This window comes from Brevundimonas sp. UBA7534 (assembly GCF_002479325.1).
In the GTDB taxonomy this organism is placed as follows: Bacteria; Pseudomonadota; Alphaproteobacteria; order Caulobacterales; family Caulobacteraceae; genus Brevundimonas.
In genome coordinates, this window is the sequence record NZ_DLMO01000101.1 from 1 (window position 1) to 18,293 (window position 18,293).

Annotated in this window: 16 protein-coding genes; 7 read left to right on the forward strand and 9 right to left on the reverse strand. The window is 70.2% G+C overall.

Annotated elements, in window-relative coordinates; translation table 11 throughout:
* Window positions 1–92: 92 nt before the first annotated feature.
* From mnmE to hemE, 6 genes are all read right to left on the reverse strand, one after another.
* Window positions 93–1,409 (reverse strand): tRNA uridine-5-carboxymethylaminomethyl(34) synthesis GTPase MnmE, encoded by a 1,317-nt coding sequence (gene mnmE, locus B2U11_RS07560; protein WP_201217248.1) that lies wholly within the window; start codon window positions 1,407–1,409, stop codon window positions 93–95.
* Between the two features lie 139 nt (window positions 1,410–1,548).
* Window positions 1,549–1,773, reverse strand: a complete 225-nt coding sequence (locus B2U11_RS07565; RefSeq protein ID WP_201217245.1) for a DUF6489 family protein — start codon at window positions 1,771–1,773, stop codon at window positions 1,549–1,551.
* A 52-nt stretch (window positions 1,774–1,825) separates the two neighbouring features.
* The gene (gene rho / locus B2U11_RS07570) at window positions 1,826–3,238 is read right to left on the reverse strand and encodes a transcription termination factor Rho (protein WP_292070901.1); all 1,413 of its coding nucleotides are present in this window, start codon (window positions 3,236–3,238) and stop codon (window positions 1,826–1,828) included.
* Window positions 3,239–3,461: 223 nt separating this feature from the next.
* Window positions 3,462–3,929 carry a CopD family protein gene (locus B2U11_RS07575; RefSeq protein ID WP_292070902.1) on the reverse strand — a complete coding sequence of 156 codons (468 nt, stop codon included), beginning with the start codon at window positions 3,927–3,929 and terminating at the stop codon, window positions 3,462–3,464.
* Window positions 3,926–4,984 (reverse strand): ferrochelatase, encoded by a 1,059-nt coding sequence (gene hemH / locus B2U11_RS07580; RefSeq protein WP_292070903.1) that lies wholly within the window; start codon window positions 4,982–4,984, stop codon window positions 3,926–3,928. The genes B2U11_RS07575 and hemH overlap by 4 nt, the downstream gene beginning before the upstream one ends.
* The gene (hemE, locus tag B2U11_RS07585; RefSeq protein ID WP_292070904.1) at window positions 4,981–6,015 is read right to left on the reverse strand and encodes a uroporphyrinogen decarboxylase; all 1,035 of its coding nucleotides are present in this window, start codon (window positions 6,013–6,015) and stop codon (window positions 4,981–4,983) included. Before hemE ends, hemH begins: the two co-directional genes overlap by 4 nt.
* A 440-nt stretch (window positions 6,016–6,455) precedes the next feature.
* Between hemE and B2U11_RS07590 the strand changes: the two genes are divergently transcribed.
* From B2U11_RS07590 to dnaQ, 5 genes are read left to right on the forward strand one after another with little or no spacing between them, the layout of a single operon-like run.
* The gene (locus tag B2U11_RS07590) at window positions 6,456–7,316 is read left to right on the forward strand and encodes a pyruvate, water dikinase regulatory protein (RefSeq protein WP_292070905.1); all 861 of its coding nucleotides are present in this window, start codon (window positions 6,456–6,458) and stop codon (window positions 7,314–7,316) included.
* The gene (locus B2U11_RS07595; protein WP_292070906.1) at window positions 7,313–7,909 is read left to right on the forward strand and encodes a Maf family protein; all 597 of its coding nucleotides are present in this window, start codon (window positions 7,313–7,315) and stop codon (window positions 7,907–7,909) included. The genes B2U11_RS07590 and B2U11_RS07595 overlap by 4 nt, the downstream gene beginning before the upstream one ends.
* Complete coding sequence (locus tag B2U11_RS07600; RefSeq protein WP_292070907.1) at window positions 7,906–8,736, forward strand: shikimate dehydrogenase family protein; 831 nt, start codon at window positions 7,906–7,908, stop codon at window positions 8,734–8,736. Before B2U11_RS07595 ends, B2U11_RS07600 begins: the two co-directional genes overlap by 4 nt.
* Entirely contained in the window at window positions 8,733–9,383 is a 651-nt protein-coding gene (gene coaE, locus B2U11_RS07605) for a dephospho-CoA kinase (protein WP_292070908.1), read from the forward strand. Before B2U11_RS07600 ends, coaE begins: the two co-directional genes overlap by 4 nt.
* A 6-nt stretch (window positions 9,384–9,389) precedes the next feature.
* Entirely contained in the window at window positions 9,390–10,112 is a 723-nt protein-coding gene (dnaQ, locus tag B2U11_RS07610; RefSeq protein ID WP_292070909.1) for a DNA polymerase III subunit epsilon, read from the forward strand.
* 55 nt (window positions 10,113–10,167) lie between these two features.
* Here dnaQ and secB read toward each other — a convergent pair whose 3' ends face one another.
* Complete coding sequence (gene secB / locus B2U11_RS07615) at window positions 10,168–10,695, reverse strand: protein-export chaperone SecB (protein ID WP_292070910.1); 528 nt, start codon at window positions 10,693–10,695, stop codon at window positions 10,168–10,170.
* A 178-nt stretch (window positions 10,696–10,873) separates the two neighbouring features.
* On the opposite strand from secB, the gene timA reads away from it, so the two are divergent.
* Together timA and B2U11_RS07625 are read left to right on the forward strand one after the other, a co-directional pair.
* A complete protein-coding gene (timA, locus tag B2U11_RS07620; RefSeq protein WP_292070911.1) occupies window positions 10,874–11,518 on the forward strand; it encodes a TIM44-related membrane protein TimA in 645 nt (214 codons plus the stop codon).
* A gap of 4 nt (window positions 11,519–11,522) precedes the next feature.
* Window positions 11,523–12,656 carry an MltA domain-containing protein gene (locus tag B2U11_RS07625; protein WP_292070912.1) on the forward strand — a complete coding sequence of 378 codons (1,134 nt, stop codon included), beginning with the start codon at window positions 11,523–11,525 and terminating at the stop codon, window positions 12,654–12,656.
* Window positions 12,657–12,658: 2 nt separating this feature from the next.
* On the opposite strand, the gene B2U11_RS07630 is transcribed toward B2U11_RS07625, so the two are convergent.
* Together B2U11_RS07630 and B2U11_RS07635 are read right to left on the reverse strand one after the other, a co-directional pair.
* Complete coding sequence (locus B2U11_RS07630) at window positions 12,659–13,126, reverse strand: universal stress protein (protein WP_292070913.1); 468 nt, start codon at window positions 13,124–13,126, stop codon at window positions 12,659–12,661.
* Between the two features lie 86 nt (window positions 13,127–13,212).
* Window positions 13,213–18,072, reverse strand: coding sequence for an NAD-glutamate dehydrogenase (locus tag B2U11_RS07635; protein WP_292070914.1), 4,860 nt, complete (start codon window positions 18,070–18,072; stop codon window positions 13,213–13,215).
* Window positions 18,073–18,293: the final 221 nt, after the last annotated feature.

An 18,293-nucleotide genomic window follows, 5' to 3' on the forward strand; every position in this document is an offset into this window, starting at 1 on the left:
AGTCCAATTCCGCCGGTTTCGCCACCACGTCAGGAGCGCTTGGCCGAGCCCGCACGGCGACGTTTCACGTGGAACATCGGTATGGCCAGGTCTCACTTGCCGATGCAAAAGGTGGAGAAGACCTCGCCCAGGACATCCTCTACGCCGATCTCTCCGGTGACGCGGGACAGGGCCGATGCGGCGCGACGCAGATCCTCGCCGGCCATCTCCGGTGCAAGGTCGAGCGCGGCCCGCGCGGCCGTCACGGCCCCCAACGCCTCGGTCAGGCGCAGGCGGTGTCGCTCGCGCGTCACGGCCGGAAAATCCGCGCCGGCCAAGTCCTCGGCCAACCGGCGCGCCAGCCAGTCGTGAAGCGAGTCCAACCCCTGCCCCGTCGCCGTGCTGACAGCCAAATGCTCAAGCCCTTCGGCATCGATCTCGGCCCGGGCTGCGCCCAGGTCCGCCTTGTTCGCGACCACCAGGTCGCGCGGCTGGACATACTCTGCGGCGACGCCGGCGGGATCGCCGGGCGCACGCACCCACAGGCGAAGGTCGGCGCCCTCGGCCCGCGCCCGGGCGCGGCGCACCCCCTCGGCCTCGACCGGGTCGTCGCTGTCGCGCAGTCCCGCCGTGTCGGACAGGGTCACGGCGTAGCCGCCGATGACCAGATCGGCGTCGAGCACATCGCGGGTCGTGCCGGCGATGGGCGTGACGATGGCCGCTTCTCGCGCGGTCAGGGCGTTGAACAGCGACGACTTGCCGGCGTTGGTCTCGCCGATCAGGACGATGCGGTAGCCCTGCCGCACCCGCTCGCCGCGTCGGCCGGTGTCCACCGCGCGGCGCAGGTCCTCCGCAAGTCGGTCCAGTACCGGTCCGGCGGTGCGAGCCAGATTGTCCGGCACCTCCTCGTCGGGAAAGTCGATCTCGGCCTCGACCAGCGCCAGGGCCTTCAACAGGTCGCGACGAAATCCGGCGTAGGTCTCGCTCAGGCGGCCGTCCAGCTGACCCAGCGCTTGCTTGGCCTGCGCCGTGGTCTCGGCGTCGATCAGGTCGGCGACGGCCTCGGCCTGGGCCAGGTCCATGCGGCCGTTCTGGAAGGCGCGGCGAGTGAACTCCCCCGGTTCGGCCGGACGCAGGCCCAGTGCGACTAGGGCGCGACTGGCCGCCTCCACCACCGCCCGACCACCATGCAGATGAAGCTCGGCGGCGTCCTCACCCGTGTAGCTGTTCGGGGCCACGAAGCGCAGGACAAGCGCCTGGTCGATATGTCCGCCGGCATGGGACAGGTCACGCAAAGAGGCCAGGCGCGGCTTGGTCCGACCCGCCCCAAGAGCGTGAAGGGCCTCATCGACACCCGGACCTGACAGGCGGATCACGGCGATGGCGCCCCGGCCCGGCGGCGTGGCTAGGGCGAAGATGGTGTCGGTCATCGTGTCGGATTCGTCTCCCCGGTTCGTGGGGAGACGGCGCGCCGCGTCAGCGACGGAACGGAGGGGTTCTTGAAGCGGGAAGAGCCCCTCCACCGCTTCGCGGTCCCCCTCCCCATTTCATGGGGAGGAGACGCGTGGGTCATTTCACCGCGGCGTCCATCATGCGGCGGAACTGGTCCTGGGCCTGAAGGCCGAAGCTGGTCCAGGCCTTCATCAATTCCTCTGGCTGCATGGCGGCGACATTGGCTTTCATGCGCGCCTGCATCTCCGCGACCATGGCCTCGTTCAGGGGGGTCACGTCGGGCAGGCCCAGAAAGGCGCGCGCTTCCGCCGGGCTGCAGTCGACCTCGACATTGATCTTCATCGGCTCGCTCCGTTTCACGTGAAACAGACAACGCCCGTGGGCGCGTGTCGCCTCAGGTGTTCATCGACTGGAAGAAGTCCGCGTTGTTCTTGGACTGGCGCAGCTTGTCCAGCAGGAACTCGATCGCGTCCTGAGGCCCCATCGGATTGAGGATACGGCGCAGGACATAGGTCTTGGCCAGCTGGTCCTTGGGCGTGATCAGGTCTTCCTTGCGCGTGCCGGACTTCAGCACGTCGATCGCCGGGAAGATGCGCTTGTCGGCGACCTTGCGGTCGAGGACGATTTCCGAGTTGCCGGTGCCCTTGAACTCTTCGAAGATCACCTCGTCCATCCGGCTGCCGGTGTCGATCAGGGCGGTGGCGATGATAGTCAGCGAGCCCCCCTGCTCCACGTTGCGCGCGGCGCCGAAGAAGCGCTTGGGCCGCTGCAGGGCGTTGGCGTCGACGCCGCCGGTCAGAACCTTGCCCGACGACGGGACCGTAGCGTTGTAGGCGCGGCCCAGGCGGGTGATGGAGTCCAGCAGGATCACAACGTCCTTCTTGTGCTCGACCAGGCGCTTGGCCTTTTCGATCACCATCTCCGCGACGGCGACGTGACGGGTGGCCGGCTCGTCGAAGGTGGAGGCCACGACCTCGCCCTTCACCGTGCGCTGCATGTCGGTGACTTCCTCGGGACGTTCATCGATCAGCAGGACGATCAGCGACACCTCGGGGTGGTTGGCCTCGATCGACTTGGCGATGTTCTGCAGCATCACCGTCTTGCCGACGCGCGGCGGCGCCACGATCAGGCAGCGCTGGCCCTTGCCCAGGGGGGCGACGATGTCGATGACCCGGCCGGAACGGTCCTTCAGGGTCGGGTCCTGGATTTCCATGTGCAGACGTTCCTCTGGATAGAGGGGCGTCAGGTTGTCGAACAGGACCTTGGTGCGGACCGCCTCGGGGTCCTCGAAATTGATCGTGTCGACCTTGAGCAGGGCGAAGTAGCGTTCGCCTTCCCGCGGGGCGCGCACGGCGCCGTGGACCGTATCACCCGAGCGCAGGCCGAAGCGGCGGATCTGCGAGGGCGAGACATAGATATCGTCCGGACCCGGAAGATAATTGGCGTCCGGGCTGCGCAGGAAGCCAAAGCCGTCGGGCAGGATCTCCAGCACGCCGTCGGCGATGATCTCCACCTCTTCCTCGGCCAGGGCCTTGAGGATGGCGAACAGCAGGTCCTGCTTGCGCAGGTTGGAGGCGTTCTCGACCTCCAGCTGTTCGGCGAAGGCGACCAGATCGGCCGGCGTCTTCTCGTTCAGCTCAGCCAGGGTGATGCGGCCGGACGGGACAACAGGATCGCCCTCCTCCTCGTCCTCGGCCGTGGTGTCCACGGCGTCGGCGTCGACGGCCTGGTCGGCGGTCACGTCCAGGGCGGTCTCGTCGGACTCGGCCTCGGGGGAATCGGGAGTGGTGTCGCGGACGTCGGTCATGATGCAGGCTCGCGGTCGCGCACGCACGAGGGGCCGTGCGGCGGCGGTCGTTCGGGAATGTCTGGCCGTGAGGCCGAAGGGGAGTGCGACGGGCTCCCAGGGCTGTCAAAGCCGAGGGCGTCGCCGAAAGAGAGGGACCGCCCGGCGTCCGGACGGCTCGCCGCCAGCGGAACCACAGGCGGCGGCCTAGGTCAAGCGTGGCCTTGAGTCCCCGTCCGCTCGATCAGCCGAAGCGCCACTCGGTCGTGACCGACAGGACCATGACGATGGCCAGCAGGAAGGGGATCTCGTTGGTCACGCGCCAGAACTTGCCGGAGTGTTTCGACGTCCCGGCGGCGATCCTGCGACGCTGGGCGGCCAGGAAGCCGTGCCAGCCGCTGAGCAGGAAGACGCCCCCCAGCTTGGTGATCATCCACGGCTCGGCCAGGAAGCTCCAGCCGCGCGCCGCGACGTCGATGTGGATGAGCCACAGGCCGAAAGCCCAGGCCAGGATCATCGCCGGGTTCAGGATGATCCGCAGCAGCCGGGTCTGCCAGGTCCGCAACAACGCCTGCATCTCGCCGCGCAGCGGTTCAGGCTTGGCGTTCTGCTCGGCGTCATAGGCGTAGAGGCGCGGCAGGAAGAGCAAGCCCGCCATCCAGGCGATGACGGCCAGGATGTGCAGGCCTCGGGCGAGATCATAGGCGGTCATGCGGCCCTCCGACAGCGATAGGGACAGGCTCTCCAGTCGGCCTTGCAGCCGGGGCCGAAGGGGGCGACGCCAGTGCGGCCCAGGGCGTCCGCCACCGCGTCCGCCAACGCCTCGACGAAGGCCGGCCGGGCGCCCACCGCCGGCGCACGCAGATAGGGCGTCACGCCCTCCGCATGGGCCAGTTCGGCGTATTCGATGTCGAGCTCCACCAAGGTCTCGACGTGTTCGGATACGAAGGCGATGGGGACCACCGCCACGCCAAGTCCGTCGCGGCCCGCCTGTTGAATGGCCTCGGGCGTCGACGGCCCCAGCCACTTCATCGGCCCGACGCGGCTCTGGTAGCAGATGGCGTGGTCGATCGGTCCGCGCTCGGCCTCGACCGCAGCGGCCACGGCGGCGACGGTCGTCTCGACCTGTTCCTGATAGGGGTCGCCCTTGCCGCTGACCAGCTTCTCGGGGATGCCGTGGGCCGAGAACAGGACGCGCACCGGCCGGTCGCCCGCCTGTTCCAGCGCCTGCCCTACCGCGCGGGCCTGGGCGGCGATCCAGCCGCCGGCCTGGGGGTAGCAGCACACCGCCCGGCTGACGCCCGGCCCGGCGTAGGTCTCGTTCCACAGCTTCAGCGACGACTGGGTCGTGGTCGTCGAATATTGCGGATAGAGCGGCAGCAGAACGATCTCGTCCGGGGCGAAGGCCGCGACCTGGGCGGCCGTCTCGGCCGTCAACGGGTGCCAGTAGCGCATAGCGATGAAGACGCGCGCCTGGTCGCCCGCCAGCCGGTCGGACAGCACGGCCTGAAGCGCCTCGGCCTGGGCCTGGGTCTCGGGCAGCAGGGGCGAGCCGCCCCCCATCAGCCGATAGTTAGCCTGGGCCGTCGCCTCGCGCCGGCTGGAGATCAGACGCGCCAGGGGCGTGCGCAAGAAACCCGGCAGGCCGATGATGGCCGGATCGTTGAACAGGTTGAACAGGAAGGGTCTGACCGCGGCCTGGTCGTCCGGCCCGCCGAGATTGAACAGCACCACCGCGATGCGACGTCCCGAGCTCGCCGCGGTCATTGGGCGCCGATCCGCTTCAGCACCCGCTCGACATGGTCGATCGGCACGTCCGGCAGGATGCCGTGGCCCAGGTTGAAGACCCACGGCCCCTGCCCCCAGGCCTCCATCAGCTGGTCGACGCGCCGGTCCAACGCCTCGCCGCCGGCGCGCAGCAGCAGGGGGTCCAGCGCGCCCTGGATCGGCTTGATCGCTTGCACGCGCTTTCCGACCTCCAGCGGGCAGGCGGTGTCCAGGGCCACGGCGTCCACCGCCACCTCGGCGGCGTAGCGCTCGGCCAGGGCGGCAGAACCGCGCGGGAAGCCGATCAGGGGCACGGTCACGCCCAGCTCGCGCACACGCTTCACCAGGGCCTGGTGCGGCCTCAGCACCAGACGTTCGAACAGATCGTCGGGCAGGCCCTCGGCCCAACTCTCGAAGATCTTGAGGACCTGGGCGCCGCTGTCGGCCTGCATCTTCAGATAGCGGGCGCTGGCCTCGACCAGGACCTCCAGCACCGCATCGACCTTGGCGGGCTCGGCGTAGGCGTAGGTGCGGGCCTGGGCGCGCTCGCCCTTGCCGATGGTGCGGTGTTCGCCGTCCAGCATATAGGTCGCCACCGTCCAGGGCGCCCCGCAGAAGCCGATCAGGGCGCGTTCCGGCTCCAGCGCCTTGCGCACCAGGGCCAGGGTCTCGCCGACCGGATGCAGATGCTCGCCCGCCGCCGGGGCCAGTTCGCGCATCCGACCCACCGCCGGCAGTTCGCCCAGACGCGGCCCCTCGCCCGTCTCGAACCAGACGTCCTGGCCCAGGGCGCGCGGGATCAGCAGGATGTCCGCGAAGACGATGGCCGCATCGAACCCGAACCGGCGCATTGGCTGCAGCGTCGCTTCGGCCGCCATCTCGGGGTTCAGGCAGAAGGCGATGAAGTCCGGCGCCTCGGCCCGCAGGCGGCGATACTCGGGCAGATAACGGCCTGCCTGGCGCATGAACCAGACCGGGGGCCGGTCCGACGTCTCTCCTCGGAGAGCCTTGATGAGGGCGGGCGTGGTCATGCCGGACGATTAAGGTCACAGCCCCCCGCTCTCAATCCCTAATCAGATTAAGAATTAAAAGATTCGTAGAGGCAGGTAGGGCGGTGGAAAGCCGGGGATGACCGGACCGCCGTCCCCGGAACAAAAGCGGATATCCACGTCGCCGGGCGCGGGGCGCCCCCATCATCCCGACGGGTGTCGACGCGGTGGACAATCCCTAACGAGACCTTAACGAGCAAGGGTTCGCGGGGCTGGGAGGCTGTGAACGCGGTTAAGGGCGGTTAACCCCTCGTTAGTATTTTCCACAAGACGGGATGGATCGGTTTCCCGCCGCTGGACGACTCCGCCCCGGGCGCCAGCGGTCGCCCACCGTCATCCCCGCTCGCCCGCGCATTCGCCAGACGCTATGGAGAAGCGTCCCGCCGCGCCCACCGCCTGTCCACAGGGAGTGAACCGATCGCATGAGCCCTTCCCGCGCCCACCGTCTGGCGACCTACTTCCACGTCCACTTGGTGTCGGATTCGACCGGCGAGACGCTGAACGCCATGGCCAAGGCGGTGACGGCCCGTTTCGACGGGGTGATACCGATCGAACACATCTACGCCCTGGTCCGCTCGTCCAAGCAGATGGATCGGGTGCTGGAGGAGATCGAGGCGGCGCCTGGCGTGGTGCTGCACACCCTGGTCGATCGCGACCTGCGCGAACAACTGGAAGACGGCTGCCGTCGGCTGGACATGCCGCAGATCGGGGCGCTGGACCCGTTGGTGGGGGCACTGTCGCGTTATCTGGGGGCCGCGCTGTCGACCCGCGTGGGCGCCCAGCACGCGCTGGACCACGATTATTTCAACCGCATCGCGGCGCTGGACTTCGCCATGGCCTATGACGACGGCCAGGGCACGCTGGATCAGCTGGAAGGCGCCGACGTGGTGCTGTGCGGGGTCAGCCGCACCTCCAAGACGCCGACCTGCATCTATCTGGCGCACCGCGGCATCCGCGCGGCCAATGTGCCGCTGGTGCCGGGCCAGGAGGACGGCGAGCGCCTGACCAGGCTGAAGAACCCGCTGGTGATCGGCCTGACCGTGTCGCCCGACCGTCTGGTGCAGATAAGGCGCAACCGCATCGACAGCCTGAACGCCAACCAGTCCTCCACCTACACCGACCAGGACGCCGTGCGCGACGAGACGATCAAGGCGCGGCGTGCCTTCGAGCGGCGCGGCTGGCCGACCATCGACGTCACCCGCCGCTCGGTCGAGGAGACGGCGGCGGCCATCGTCAACCTGCTGAGCGAACGCCGGACCCACCGGGTGGGAGCGGCCTGGTGAACGGCGAACGCCTGATCCTGGCCTCAAAGAGCGCCGCGCGCCGGTCCATGCTGGAGAACGCCGGCGTGGCCTTCGAGGCGCGCACGGCCGATGTGGACGAGGCGGCGATCAAGGCCGTCTCGACCGACCTGGATCCTGTCGCCCTGGCGGTTCGCCTGGCCGAAGCCAAGGCCCTGGCGGTGTCGCGCGACGACGCCGAGGCGTGGGTGCTGGGCTCGGACCAGACCCTGGCTTTCGACGGCGGCCTGGTGTCCAAGGCGGTGTCGATGGCGGCGGCGCGGGATCGGCTGACGGCGATGCGCGGCCGGACCCATACGCTGCACTCCGGCGCGGCCCTGGCGACGAAGGGCGAAATCGTCTGGTCCGGCGCCGACACGGCGCGGATGAAGATGCGCGACTTCTCCGACGCCTTCCTGGACGCCTATCTGCAGGCGGAGGGCGAGGCCGTGCTGTCCTGCGTCGGGTCCTATCGGCTGGAAGGGTTGGGATCGCAGCTGTTCGAGGCGGTGGAGGGCGACTTCTTCACCGTCCTGGGCCTGCCGCTGTGGCCGGTGCTGGCCGAGCTGCGCCGGGCCGGAGCGATCGCCTCGTGAGCGCGGGCCGCATCACCGGCGCGGCCGTGACGGGGGGGATCGCCGGCAATCCGGTGGCCCATTCGCTGAGTCCGATCATCCACAACGCCTGGCTGGAGGCCGGCGGGATCGACGCCGCCTATCTGCCGTTCGCGCCGCGCGACGCGGCCGGTTTCGATGCCCTGGTCGCAGCCGGCCGGGCCGGACTGCTGGCCGGACTGAACGTCACGGCCCCCTTCAAGGAGCAGGCCTTCGCCCTGGCCGACGAGGCGACGGCGGCGGCGCGGCTGACGCGGTCGGCCAACATCCTGCGCTTCGTCGAAGGGCGGGTCCTGGCGGACAGCTCGGACGGGATCGGCCTGATGCGGGGCCTGGCCGAACAGGCGCCGGGTCTGGACCTGGCCGGCCGTGCGGTGGTGCTGCTGGGGGCGGGCGGCGCGGCGCGGGCCGGGGCGGGCGCCCTGGTCGAGGCGGGCGCCGAGGTCCGCATCGTCAATCGGTCGCGCGACCGGGCGGCGGCGCTGGCGGCCGACCTGGGACCGGCGGTGCGGGTCATGGCGGGCGAAGCGGCGGCCGAGGGCGCGGCCCTGGTCGTCAACGCCCTGAGCGTCCCGCCCGAGTTCGACCTGTCGCGGCTGCCGGCCGAGGCGGTGGTCATGGACATGACCTACAAGCCGCTGGACACCGCCTTCCTGAAGGCGGCGCGGGCGCGGGATCTGGCCACGGTGGACGGCCTGTCGATGCTGATCGGCCAGGCGGCGCCGTCGTTCGAGGCCATCTTCGGCCGGGCGCCGCCGCCCCTGGACCTGCGCGCCCTGCTGACGGCGCATCTGGAGGCGGGGGCGTGATCCTGCTGGGCCTGACCGGCTCCATCGGCATGGGCAAGTCGACGACGACGGCCATGTTCGCCGAACTGGGCGCGGTGGTGTGGAACGCCGACGACGCCGTGCACCGCCTCTACGCCCGGGGCGGGGCCGCCGTCGGCCCGGTGGGCGAGGCCTTTCCCGGCTCGGTCGTGGACGGAGCGGTCGACCGCACCCGCCTGGCCGAGATCCTGGGCCAGGACGACCGGGCCTTTCGCCGGCTGGAGGTCATCGTCCACCCCTTGGTCGCCCAGGGGCGGATGGCGGACCTGGAGGCGGCGCGGGCGGCAGGCGTGAAGCTGGCGGTGTTGGACATTCCCTTGTTGTTCGAGACCGGCGGCGACCGGGCTGTGGACGCGGTGGTGGTCGTCACCGCCGATCCGGAGATCCAGGCCGAGCGGGTCCTGGCCCGGCCCGGCATGACCCGCGAACGGTTCGAGGCCATCCTGGCGCGCCAGACGCCCGATGCGGAGAAGCGCGCCCGCGCCGACTTCCTCATCGATACCGGCCGGGGGCTGGAGGCCGCGCGCGTGGAGGTCGAGGCCATCGTCGAAACCGTGCTGGATCCGGCGTGGATATCTGCCCGAGGCGGCCGGGGCGCCCTTTCGGAAGCGGGCGAAACGCCCCATTAAGGGCCCATGGCCCGCGAAATCGTCCTGGATACGGAAACCACCGGCTTCGACCCGAGGACGGGCGACCGGCTGATCGAGGTGGGCTGCATCGAACTGGTCGACCTGCTGCCGACCGGTCGAACCTTCCATCGCTTCGTAAACCCCGAACGGCTGATCCCGCCCGACGCCATCCGCGTTCACGGCATCACCGACGAGAAGGTCAGGGACGCGCCCAAGTTCCACGAGGTGGTCGACGACCTGATGGACTTCATCGGCGACGCCCAGATGATCGCCCACAACGCGGCTTTCGACCGGAACTTCATCGACTTCGAATACAATCGCTGCGGCCGGGCGATCACCGGCGAGGCGCGCTGGATCGACACGCTGCAGTTGGCTCAGAAGCGGTTTCCGGGGATGCCGAACTCGCTGGACGCCCTGTGCAAGCGGTTCAAGATCTCGCTGGTCGAACGCACCCTGCACGGCGCCTTGATCGACGCCCGCCTGCTGGCCGAAGTCTATCTGGAGCTGAAGGGCGGCAAGGAGCGTGTGCTGGACCTGACCTCGGCGCGGCCCGGATCGGCCGGGGCGGCGGTCGTGGCCGCGACCCATGCCGCGCGTCCCCGTCCGCTGGCCCCGCGTTCCACCCCCGAGGAACGCGCGGCGCACCTGGCCTTTCTGAAGGCCAATCTGAAGGACCACAGCCTGTGGGCCGCCCAGGGCGTCATCCTGCCCCAGGAAGAGGCGGCCTAAGGGACCTGATCCTCTCCCTCCCCAGTGAGGAGGGAGAGTTCCTAGCTTGCCTGGCTTACGCCTGGCCGGTCTCGACCGGCTGCTGGGCGATCTGTTGCTGGCGCGCGACATAGATGGCGGCGAAGTCGATCGGGTCCAGCATGAAGGGCGGATAGAAGCCGCCGTCGGCCGTGGCGCGGCTGATGATCTCACGCGCATAGGGGAACAGGTAGCGCGGGCATTCGATCAGCAGCAACGGCTCGATGTCGCGCTCCTGAACGTTGGCCAGCTGGAACAGGCCGCCATAGACCAGTTCGACGTGGAAGACCGGCTTGTCCTCGTGCGCGGCCTTGACCGACAGCTTCAGCTCCAGCTCGAACAGGCCGTCCGGACGGCCTTGGGCGGCCATCTCGACGCCCAGGTCGATGCCGGGCTTGCCGTCGATGCGCAGCGATTCCGGGGCGCGCGGGTTCTCGAACGACAGGTCCTTGACGTACTGGGCCAGGATGCGGAAGCCGGGGCCCGCGGCCTGGCCTTGTTGCGGTTGCCCGTCCTGGGGCGCGGCGCCGATGGGGGTGTCGGCGGGCGGAGCGGCGTCGGTCATGAAACGAAATCTTGGCAGGGGCGCCCGATTGGGCCGGGAATGAGGCGGGGCGGATACCACGCCGGGACGCTTGGCCGCAACGTCGGTCGACCGCGAAGGGGCGCGCTTCGCCTTGCTTCGCCCTATATCACCCCGTAATCGTCACGGGCGCCCGTCGCCCGCCTACAGGAATCCCGCCTTGAACTTTCCGGTCCAGTTCCAGATCGTGGTCTTCGCCGTCATTGCGGCCATCGTCCTGTTCCAGCTCTACAATGTGCTGGGCAAGCGCGTCGGCCGCCAGCCGCAGGAGGATGCGCGCGCCAATCCCCAGGTCGGGCCGACGCCCGAACCGGCCAAGCTGTCGCCTGTCGACGCCGCCGTCATGGCCTCGATCGCCGGCCTGAAGGCGCGCGATCCCGGCTTCGACCCGACCCGTTTCGTCGAGGGCGCCCGCCAAGCCTATGAAACCATCGTCCAGGGGTACGCCGCGGGCGACCGAGCAGCGCTGAAACCGCTGCTGACGCCTACGGTGATGAGCTCTTTCGAGGCCGGCATCGCCGCGCGCGAACAACGCGGCGAGACCGAGGCGGTGGAGTTCCTGTTCCCGCCACGCGCCGACCTGGAGGGCGCCACCGCCGAGGGCGACAAGGCCGTGGCCAAGGTCCGCTTCCTGGCCGAACTGCGCAGCCGCGTGACCAAGGCGGACGGCTCCAGCGCCGATTCCACGACCGGGGAGCCTCTGGTGGAGGAGCGCCGCACGGCCGAACACTGGACCTTCGAGCGCAGCCTGGGCGCGTCGGACCCGAATTGGGTCCTGGCGCGGGTCGAGCCGGCCACGGCCTGAGCCGATGACGGCCGCGACCGTCTCTCCGTCCTTCCGCCTTCCCCGCCCGGCGGTCGTCCTGGCCCTGGCCGGGCTGACCCTGGCGGCCTGCGTCACCCGGCCCGCCGCCGTTCCGACGCCGGGGACCTCGCCGGCGCCGACGTCGCCCGTCCGCCCTGGCCCATCGACGTCGCCGGCAGCGCCCCTGCCGGTCGGGGCCAGCCCCGCCTCTCTGCCCGGCTGGGGCGACGAAGATCATCTTGCGGCCTTTGAAGCCTATGTCGCCGGCTGCGGCGCGGCGCGCGACCCAGCCGGCCGTTCGGTCTGCGCCGAGGCCCGCCGCCTGGCCGAACGCCGGGTCAGCCCGTCGGACGCCCGGACCTTCTTCGAGACCCGCTTCTTCGTGTCGCCGGCCGAAACCTCGGACGGCCGGCCGGGCCTGCTGACGTCGTATTTCGCGCCTGAGTACGCCGCGCGTCACCGACCCGACGGGGAGTTCGACGCCCCCGTCCTGGCCGCCCCGGCCCGGCCGCGATCGGCCGGCAGCCGCACGAACATCGAGGCGCGCGCCCGACCGGAAGAGGCCTTGGCGTGGATGCGGGCCGAGGACCTGTTCTTCCTGCAGATCCAGGGCTCGGGCTATCTGACGTTCGAGGACGGGACCAAGGCGCGGGCCGCCTACGCCGCCGACAACGGGGAAACCTTCGTCGGCATCGCCCGGCCGATGGCCGAGCGCGGCCTTTTGCCCCGCAACGGCACCTCGGGCGACGCCATCCGCGCCTGGCTGGCCGATCATCGCGGCGCCGAGGCGCGGGCGGTGATGGCGCTGAACCCGCGCTACATCTTCTTTCGCCTGGACCCGGATGACGGCGGCGACCCGGCGGGGGCGGCGGGCGTGCCGCTGACGGCGCGGCGCGCCATCGCCGTCGATCCGGCCAACTGGCGCTACGGCGAACTGGCCTGGGTGGAGGCCGACGGCGGCAACCTGCGCGGGGCCAGCGCCAGCTATCGCGGCCTGGTGATGGCGTTGGACACCGGCTCGGCCATCAAGGGGCCGGTCAGGGCCGACCTCTACATGGGTCGGGGCGACGTCGCCGGCGTCGAGGCGGGCACGGTGCGCCACCCCTTGCGGATGTGGCGGCTGACGCCGAAAGGCTGACCTTAGGCCAGGTCCTCGATCTCGGCTTCGGTCAGTTCGCCGGGGACGATGGTGACGGGCAGTTTGCGGCCGCCCAGCTGGGCGCCGTGCTTGATGATGGCCTGGACCAGGGGGCCCGGCCCGCGTGAACCGCTTCCGGCCGCCAGGACCAGGATCTTGATCTCCGGATCGTCCCCGACGACCTTCTTGATGGCGGCCGGCGCCTCGCCGAACTCGATCAGGAAGACGGGCGCCGCGCCGGAGCGGTCGGCCGCCTCTGCGGCAACGCGGTTCAGCAGGGCCTCCGCCTCCTCGCGCTGCTGACGCTCGATCTCCTCGCGCGCGCCGGACCAGTGGGCGTCGGTATTGGGCGGGATGACGCGCAGCAGGACCACGCGCCCGCCGGTCGAGCGCGCCCGGCGGCTGGCGAAGCGCAGGGCGGCGTCGAACTCGGGACTGTCGTCGACGACGACCAGGAATTTTCTCGGCATCGGGGCCTCCCCTGCCCTGCTCAAGTCCACAAGAACGAGCGGACGCGGGCGCCGTCAAGACGCCCGCGTCTTCGGCCGCGCCGTGGTCAGGCCGTCGCGATGGCGGCGCCGGCCAGGTCCCGGATGGTGGCGTTGGCGATGGTCAGCTTGGCGAAGGTCCAGCCCGAGCCGGACTGTTCGATTTCGTCCACCGAGGCGCGCACGCCCTCAACCACCGAAAGCCGCGGTCCGATCCAGGCGTCGACCGCGGTCTCGGCCGTCTCCTCGCTGGCGCCGATCGTGTGGTCCGAGACCTTGGCCACCGCGCGGGTCAGGACGGCCTGTTCGTTCATCAGATCCTCGATCAGGCGGCGCACCGCCAGGCGATCGAAATGATCGGCCGACGGGATGGAGCCCGCCGCCGCGCGCAGCCGGTCGAAGTCGAAGGCGGCGCCGACCTGGTGATACAGGCGCGCCATCGCCGCCACGGGCCAGTTCGTCTCGGCCGCCAGGTCGCCGATGTCGGCGGCGGCCACCAGCGGGCGCATGATGGAGATGGAGCGGGTCAGATCGGCCGGGGCGCCGTGGTCCGCGAAGCGACGCACCCGATCCTCCAGCCGGCCCTGCTCGAAGCGCGACAGCACCCCCGAACCCTCGGTCTGGAGGGCGTCGGCCACGGGCCGATAGCGGTCGATCAGGGCCTGGACCGACTGACCCGCCTTGGCCCGGCGCGCCAGCCAGAAGGTCTGACGGCGAAGGACGACGGCGATCTCCTGGTAGAGGGCGGTCTGGGCCTCGGCGGAGATCTTCAGGTCGAGAGCAGAGACGGCGTCCCACGCCTCGTCCAGGCGGAACACGCGCCGCGCCGCCTCGAACGCGATGATCAGGGCGGTGGTGTCGCATTCCGCCGAACCGCGCAGCCGATCCGGGAAGGTCGGGCCGCACATGTTGACCACCTCGTTGGCCATGACGGTGGCGATGATCTCGCGCCGCAGCCGGTGGCTCTTCATTTCCGGCTCGAACCGGGCCAGCGGTTCGGGGAAGTAGCGGACCAGGATCTGTTCGAAGAAGGGATCCTCGGGCGCCGCGGAGGCGACGATGTCGTCCGACAGCTCCAGCTTGGCGTAGGCGGTCAGCACCGCCAGTTCGGGCCGCGCCAGGGGAACGCCGGCCGTCATCATCTCCTTGACGCGGGCGTCGTTGGGAAGGCCCTCGACCTTGCGGTCCAGCTTTCCCTTGGCCGACAGGGCCTGCATGAAGCGCTGCTGGGAATCCAGCGCGTTGACCCCTTCGGCCTGCTGCAGCGTCAGGGCCAGCGTCTGATCGTAGTTGTGGGCCAGCACCTTGCGCCCGACCTCGTCGGTCATGGAGGCCAGCAGCGGCGCGCGGTCGTCGGCGGCCAGGACGCCGTTGGTCACGGCCGAGCCGACCAGGATCTTGATGTTGACCTCGTGGTCGGAGGTGTCGACGCCGGCGGAGTTGTCGATGGCGTCGGTGTTGATGCGCCCGCCGTTCTGGCCGAACAGGATGCGGCCTGCCTGGGTGAAGCCCAGGTTGGCCCCCTCGCCCACGACCTGAACCCGCAATTCGTCGGCGTTGATGCGGACGGCGTCGTTGGCCTTGTCGCCGACCTGGACGTCGGTTTCGGCGGGCGCCTTCACATAGGTGCCGATGCCGCCGAGGTAGAGCAGCTCCGCCGGCGCCTTGAGGATGGCGCGGATCAGGCTGATCGGATCCAGCACGTCGTCCTGGATGTCCAGCGCCGCCTTGATCTGGGGCGTCAGCTGGATGGACTTCGTCGCGCGCGAGAAGACGCCGCCGCCCTCGGAGATCAGGCTCTTGTCGTAGTCCTGCCAGGACGAGCGCGGCAGGTCGAACAGCCGCTTGCGCTCGGCCCAGCTGCTCGCCGGATCCGGGTTGGGGTCGATGAAGATGTCGCGGTGGTCGAAGGCGGCGACCAGCTGGGTGGCCTGTGACAGCAGGGCCCCGTTGCCGAAGACGTCGCCGGACATGTCGCCCACGCCGACCATGGTGAAAGGCTGGGTCTGGATGTCCTTGCCCATCTCGCGGAAGTGGCGCTTGACCGCCTCCCAGGCGCCGCGGGCGGTGATGCCCATCGCCTTGTGGTCGTAGCCGACCGAGCCGCCGGACGCGAAGGCGTCGCCCAGCCAGAAGCCGTAAGAGGCCGAGACGCCGTTGGCGATGTCCGAGAAGGTGGCCGTGCCCTTGTCGGCGGCGACGACCAGATAGGGATCGTCGTCCTCCCAGGCGATCACGTGCGGCGGGCGGACCACCGAACCGTCGGCGACGATGTTGTCGGTGAGGTCCAGCAGGCCGGACAGGAAGGTCTTGTAGGCGCGGATGGCCTCGGCCTGGATCGCCTCGCGGTCGCCGGTGCGCGGCAAGCATTTCGGATAGAAGCCGCCCTTGGAGCCGACCGGCACGATGACGGCGTTCTTGACCTGCTGGGCCTTGACCAGGCCCAGGACCTCGGTGCGGAAGTCGTCGCGGCGGTCGGACCAGCGCAGGCCCCCGCGCGCGACGGGGCCGAAGCGCAGGTGGACGCCCTCCACATGCGGCGCCCAGACGAAGATCTCGCGATAGGGCTTGGGCAAGGGCAGATCCTCAAGCTCGCGCGAGGCGATCTTGATGGAGATGTAGCTCTTGGGCTCGCCCTCGGCGTCGGTCTGGAAATAGTTGGTGCGCTTGATCGCCCCGATCAGGGCGGCCAGGCGGCGCAGCGCCCGGTCGTGGTCCAGGCTCTTGACGTCCTGCAGCAGGGCGTTGATCCGGTCGTTCAGTTCGGCCACCGGGGCCTCACGCGGTTCGGCGGGCGCGTCGCCCTCGAACTTGGCGCGGAACAGGGCGACCAGGGCGCGCGAGATGTCGGGATATTCCCGCAGCGCCTCTTCCTGCACCGCCTGGGACGGGTCCAGCCCCGTCTGCTGACGATAGCGGGCCAGGGTGCGGACCAGGGCGGCCTCACGCCAGGTCACGCCCAGTTCGACCACCAGGCGGTTGAAGCCGTCGCTTTCGGTGCGGCCGGTCCAGACGGCGGCGAAGGCGGCCTCGAACGGCGCCTTGACGTCGGCGAAATCCAGGGCCTCGCCGCGCGGGTCCTCCAGCAGGAATTCGTGGACGTGGATTTCCTCCTCGCCCAGCGGGCGGATCGGATAGCCGTATTCCTCCAGCGTCTTCAGCCCCATGTCGGCCAGGATCGGCAGGACGTCGGACAGGGGCACGGTCGGGCCGCGGCGATAAAGCTTGAACCGGAACTGCAGCGGGCTGTCGTTCGGGTCGCGGAAGGCGCGCACCGCCACCGCCTCGCCGGCGCCAGGCCGACCGTCGGCGTTCAGGCGGTCGATCTCGTGCAGATCGCGCACCGCCTCGTCGGCGTCGTAGCGGTCGCGGTAGGCGGCGCCGAAGGCGCGGGCCCAGCGGGCGCTGAGCGGGCCCACGGCGACATCGTCCACGTCGGCGCGGCGCAGCGCGCTCTCGAACCGCTCCATCCAGCCGCGGCCCGCCTCGGCCACGTCGGCCTCCAGCTGGGCCAGATCGGGCGTCGGATGGTCGCCCGGGGCCACGCCGATGATGAAGTGGACCCGCGTCAGCGGCGCGTCTGACAGCTGCGGATACCAGGCGGAGATGCGACCGCCCCAGGCGCGGGCCAGGATCTGGCCGATCCGCTCGCGCACCGAGACGTCGTAGCGTTCGCGCGGCACGAACAGCAGCACCGACACGAAGCGGTCGAACGGGTCCTGGCGCGTGAAGATGCGGATGCGCGGCCGGTCGTAGAGGTGCAGGATTCCCAGGGCGATCGAAAGCAGTTCGTCCTCGGAGATCTGGAAGAGCTCGTCGCGTGGATAGTTCTCCAGGATGTTCTTGAGCCGCTTTTCGTTGTGGCTGCCGGGGGCCTTGTCGGCGCGGGCCAGGGCGTTGGCGACCTTGCGCCGGACCAGGGGCACGTCGGAGGCGACGCGGTCGTAGGCCTCGGCCGTGAACAGGCCGACGAAGCGGGTTTCGCCCGCCGCCTTGCCGTCCGGGCCGTACCGCTTGACCCCGATGTAGTCCATGTAGGCCCGGCGGTGGACGCGCGAGCGCAGGTTGGCCTTGGCCACGGTGACCGGTTCGGACAGGTCCAGCTGGCGGCGCATCTGCTTGGTCAGGACCGCCGGCTCCGACGCGCGGCGCAGCACCCGCTGCTCGGGATCGCGCAGCACGCCCAGGCCTTCGCCCGCCTGGCTCAGCGGGGCCTCGGCCTCGTAGTCGCCGTCGGCCGAGCGCGGATAATCGTAGTCGCGCGCGCCCAGGAAGACGAAGTGGTCGCTCTTGAGCCAGCGCAGGAATTCCAGGGTCTCGGCCTGGACCTGCGGGTCCACGCCGGCGGGGGGCGTGGCCTCCAGCTGCTGCACCGAACGGCGCATCAGCGCCAGCATCTCGGCGTGATCGGCCACGGCGGCGTGAACGTCGGCCAGGGTGGCCGCCAGATTCTCGCCCAGGGCGTCGCGCCGCTCCTGTGGCACGCCGTCGATGACCAGGATGATGACCGACAGCCGTCGCGCGTCGCAGTCGACGACGGGGTGATAGAGGGCGCGCACCGACACCCCGGCCTCCGCCAGGGCGCCCATGACGCTGTCGACCAGGAAGGGGGCGTCGGGCTGGACGATCCGCACCAGGTCGTAGCCCAGCGGCTGGCCGTCGGCGCCGTTCAGCGGGCCGACCGTGATGACAGGGGCGGCGCCGGACGCATGATCCTGGGCCGCTTTCCACGAGGCGGCCAGCAGGGCGGCCAGGTCGTCTCCGCCCAGTTCCGGCGTCTCGTCGGCGGCGTAGTCCTCATGCGCCTGGGCGATGAAGGACCGCTCTGCGGCGCCGGGGCCGGTTCCTGAAATCCGCGCGAAGGCCGCCTCCAGCGCGGCCGGGGTGATCGGCTGAACCGGAACGGGGCGCGGATCGGGGGCGGTCATGGAGATTCGGTCTCTGACGACGCGGCGCGGAGGGGGCCGCACCCGATTGACTAGGCCAGGACCGGTCGCGCGGGAAGCCCCAGAAGGTCGATCATTGTCATGATCGCTGTTCAGCTTGGAAAGATTGTGCGGCGCCGCATACGAGAAGGCCGCCGGGTGGGGGAACCCGGCGGCCTGCGCGGGCCGACGCTCGGGGAGGGGAGGGCGCGCCGGTCTCGCTT

What these genes read in the sequence shown, in the direction of transcription:
- mnmE (WP_201217248.1), bottom strand. Translation starts at nt 1,409, where the DNA reads ATGACCGACACCATCTTCGCCCTAGCCACGCCGCCGGGCCGGGGCGCC.
- B2U11_RS07565 (WP_201217245.1), bottom strand. Translation starts at nt 1,773, where the DNA reads ATGAAGATCAATGTCGAGGTCGACTGCAGCCCGGCGGAAGCGCGCGCC.
- rho (WP_292070901.1), bottom strand. Translation starts at nt 3,238, where the DNA reads ATGACCGACGTCCGCGACACCACTCCCGATTCCCCCGAGGCCGAGTCC.
- B2U11_RS07575 (WP_292070902.1), bottom strand. Translation starts at nt 3,929, where the DNA reads ATGACCGCCTATGATCTCGCCCGAGGCCTGCACATCCTGGCCGTCATC.
- hemH (WP_292070903.1), bottom strand. Translation starts at nt 4,984, where the DNA reads ATGACCGCGGCGAGCTCGGGACGTCGCATCGCGGTGGTGCTGTTCAAT.
- hemE (WP_292070904.1), bottom strand. Translation starts at nt 6,015, where the DNA reads ATGACCACGCCCGCCCTCATCAAGGCTCTCCGAGGAGAGACGTCGGAC.
- B2U11_RS07590 (WP_292070905.1), top strand. Translation starts at nt 6,456, where the DNA reads ATGAGCCCTTCCCGCGCCCACCGTCTGGCGACCTACTTCCACGTCCAC.
- dnaQ (WP_292070909.1), top strand. Translation starts at nt 9,390, where the DNA reads ATGGCCCGCGAAATCGTCCTGGATACGGAAACCACCGGCTTCGACCCG.
- secB (WP_292070910.1), bottom strand. Translation starts at nt 10,695, where the DNA reads ATGACCGACGCCGCTCCGCCCGCCGACACCCCCATCGGCGCCGCGCCC.
- B2U11_RS07625 (WP_292070912.1), top strand. Translation starts at nt 11,523, where the DNA reads ATGACGGCCGCGACCGTCTCTCCGTCCTTCCGCCTTCCCCGCCCGGCG.
- B2U11_RS07630 (WP_292070913.1), bottom strand. Translation starts at nt 13,126, where the DNA reads ATGCCGAGAAAATTCCTGGTCGTCGTCGACGACAGTCCCGAGTTCGAC.
- B2U11_RS07635 (WP_292070914.1), bottom strand. Translation starts at nt 18,072, where the DNA reads ATGACCGCCCCCGATCCGCGCCCCGTTCCGGTTCAGCCGATCACCCCG.